Source organism: Kineococcus glutinatus (assembly GCF_039542765.1).
In the GTDB taxonomy this organism is placed as follows: domain Bacteria; phylum Actinomycetota; class Actinomycetes; order Actinomycetales; family Kineococcaceae; genus Kineococcus_A; species Kineococcus_A glutinatus.
Map to the genome: position 1 here is coordinate 1 of NZ_BAABIL010000571.1, position 2,606 is coordinate 2,606.

Below are 2,606 nucleotides of genomic sequence, written 5' to 3' on the forward strand. Positions count from 1 at the left end.
GACAGCAGCGGGGCGATCAGCGGCAGCAGCGCGGCCAGGTCCGTGGACAGGTCCACGTCCGTGTACGCCAGCACCGGGGAGCGCGACGACCGCCACGCCGACGCCAGCGCCCAGCCGCGGCCCTTGGCCTCCAGGTGCAGCGCCCGCACCTCGGGGAACTCCTCCTGCAGCTGCCGGGCGATCTCCCACGTGCGGTCGGTGCTGGCGTTGTCCGTGATGGTGATGCAGAACGGCAGCGGCAGCGCCCGGGCCAGGTGGGCGTGCAGCCGCCGGACGCTCGGGGCGAGGTCCCGCTCCTCGTCGAACACCGGCACGACGACGTCGAGGACGGGTTCGCCGGGCGGGGCGGACACCGGCCGGCGCGCGGTCCGGTCCGCGGCGCGGGACAGGGGGCTGCGGGTGCGGGTGCTGGGTCCGAGGAGCATCGTCATGCCCGCAGGTTCGGCCGCCGGCCTTGTCCCGCGATCGGTCCCGGCTGTGGACCGGTTGTGGATCGCGGAGGTGGCGCGCTCGTCAGGTCATGGTGATCCCGCCGGTGGTCCCGCCGGTGGTCCCGCCGGTGGTCCCGCCGGTGGTGCCCGGCACGCCGAACCCGCCGCCCACCCCGCCGGGGACGGTCTGCGCGGTGCTCAACCCCGCGACGGCCTCCGGTGCGGTGGCCCGCCCCAGGCCGACGCCGCCGACGAGCCCCAGGGCGAGCGCGCCGGCGGCGACGAGCGCGGTCACCGGGTTCGGCCGGCGCACCGGTCGGGTGGCCGTCGCGCCCCGGGCAGCGGCGCCCGGCTGCCCGGTGTCCTGCAGGACCTCGTGGTCGGTCGGCTGCCGGTGCTGGGTGTCCGTCACGGTCATGGGAACTCCTGTGGGGTGGTCGTGCTCGGGGTGGTCGGTCCCTGCTGCTCACGAGGTTCGGCCAGCGCCCTGCGGCGCCGATGTGCGTCCCCTGTTCGCCTGCTGTGCGTCGCGGCCCGTGCGCCCGGGGCCGGCGGGCCCTCACAGCCACCGCACGGGCGGGACCCAGCCCGCGCCGATGCCCGCCGTCGACGGTGTCGGCATGACGATGGACCACACCGCGCCGGAGGCCCTGCACCGCCCGGTCGTCGTGCCGGCGCCGCCGCTGCGGCGCAGCCCCGCAGAGCTCTGGCGGCGGGTGGCCCCCGCGCGGCCCGGCGCCCCCCGGTGGGAGCGACCGGCGCTGGCGGCCCTGCTCGTCACCACCGGCGTCCTCTACCTGTGGGACCTCGGTGCCTCCGGCTGGGCGAACTCCTTCTACTCCGCGGCCGTGCAGGCCGGGTCGGTGAGCTGGGAGGCGTTCTTCTTCGGGTCCTCCGACGCGGGCAACTCCATCACCGTCGACAAGCCCCCGGCCTCGCTGTGGGTGATGGCGCTGTCGGTGCGGCTGTTCGGGTTGTCGTCGTGGTCGATCCTCGTCCCGCAGGCCCTCATGGGCGTGGCGACGGTGGCGGTGCTGCGCGCGACGGTGCGCCGCCACTTCTCCGCCGGTGCCGGGCTGCTCGCCGGGGCGGTGCTGGCGCTGACGCCGGTGGCGGCGCTGATGTTCCGGTTCAACAACCCCGACGCGCTGCTCGTGCTGCTCATGACCTGCGCCGCCTGGGCCACGGTCCGCGCGGTGGAGGACGGCCGCACCCGGTGGATGGTGCTCACCGGCACCCTCGTCGGGTTGGGTTTCCTCACCAAGCAGCTGCAGGTGTTCCTCGTCGTCCCGGCGCTGTCGCTGGCGTACCTGCTGGCCGGGCCGCGCGCGCTGGGCGCCCGACTGCTGCAGCTGCTGGCCGCCGGGGCCGCGGTGCTCGTCGCCGCCGGCTGGTGGGTCGCGGCCGTGGAGCTGTGGCCGGAGGCGTCCCGCCCCTACATCGGCGGTTCCACCGACGACAGCTTCCTGTCGCTGACCCTCGGCTACAACGGGCTCGGCCGGCTCACCGGCGAGGAGACCGGCAGCGTCGGCGGCGGCAACGGCTGGGGCGAGACGGGCATCGGGCGGCTGTTCACCGCGGAGTTCGGCGGTCAGATCACCTGGCTGGTGCCCGGCGCGCTCGTGCTGGCCGTGGTGGCGCTCGTGCTGCTGCGCCGCCGCCCGCGCCTGGACGGGCAGCGCGCCCAGGTGGTGCTGTGGACCACGTGGCTGCTCGTCACCGGCGTCACGTTCAGCCTGATGGCGGGCATCTTCCACGCGTACTACACCGTCGCCCTCGCCCCGGCCGTCGGTGGGCTCGTGGCGGCGGGCGCGGCCGTCTGCTGGCGGGCGCGCACCCGCCCGGCGGCCCGCGCCGGGCTGGCGGTCGCCACGGCCGCCACGGCGGTGTGGTCCTTCGTCCTGCTCTCGCGCAGCGGCGACTTCCTGCCGTGGCTGTCGTGGGTGGTGCTCGTCGCCGGCGTGCTGGCGGCGTCCGGGTTCCTCGTCGCGGCGGTGCGCCCGTCGCTGGCGAAGGGCGTGGCGGCGCTGGCGGTCGCCGCGTCCCTGGCCGGGCCGGTGGCGTACACGGTGGACACCGTCGGCACCGCGCACACCGGGTCCATCGTCACCGCCGGCCCCTCGGTCGCCGGTCAGGCGGGCGGTGGGCCGGGGGGTGGTGGCGCGGGCGGTGGCC

The 2,606-nt window shown here is 76.6% G+C and carries 3 protein-coding genes; 1 reads left to right on the top strand and 2 read right to left on the bottom strand.

What is annotated here, in order from left to right:
* Both ABEB16_RS18310 and ABEB16_RS18315 read right to left on the bottom strand, forming a co-directional pair.
* Positions 1-425: glycosyltransferase (locus ABEB16_RS18310; protein WP_345713651.1), on the bottom strand; the 425-nt coding region annotated here is incomplete at its 3' end.
* Between the two features lie 88 nt (positions 426-513).
* The gene (locus ABEB16_RS18315) at positions 514-849 is read right to left on the bottom strand and encodes a hypothetical protein (protein WP_345713649.1); all 336 of its coding nucleotides are present in this window, start codon (positions 847-849) and stop codon (positions 514-516) included.
* Positions 850-1,057: 208 nt separating this feature from the next.
* Between ABEB16_RS18315 and ABEB16_RS18320 the strand changes: the two genes are divergently transcribed.
* Positions 1,058-2,606 (top strand): glycosyltransferase family 39 protein (locus ABEB16_RS18320; protein WP_425560247.1); only part of this gene is annotated, 1,549 nt, incomplete at its 3' end.

Excerpts from the sequence above, each read along its gene's own strand:
- ABEB16_RS18315 (WP_345713649.1), bottom strand. The coding sequence starts at position 849 with ATGACCGTGACGGACACCCAGCACCGGCAGCCGACCGACCACGAGGTC.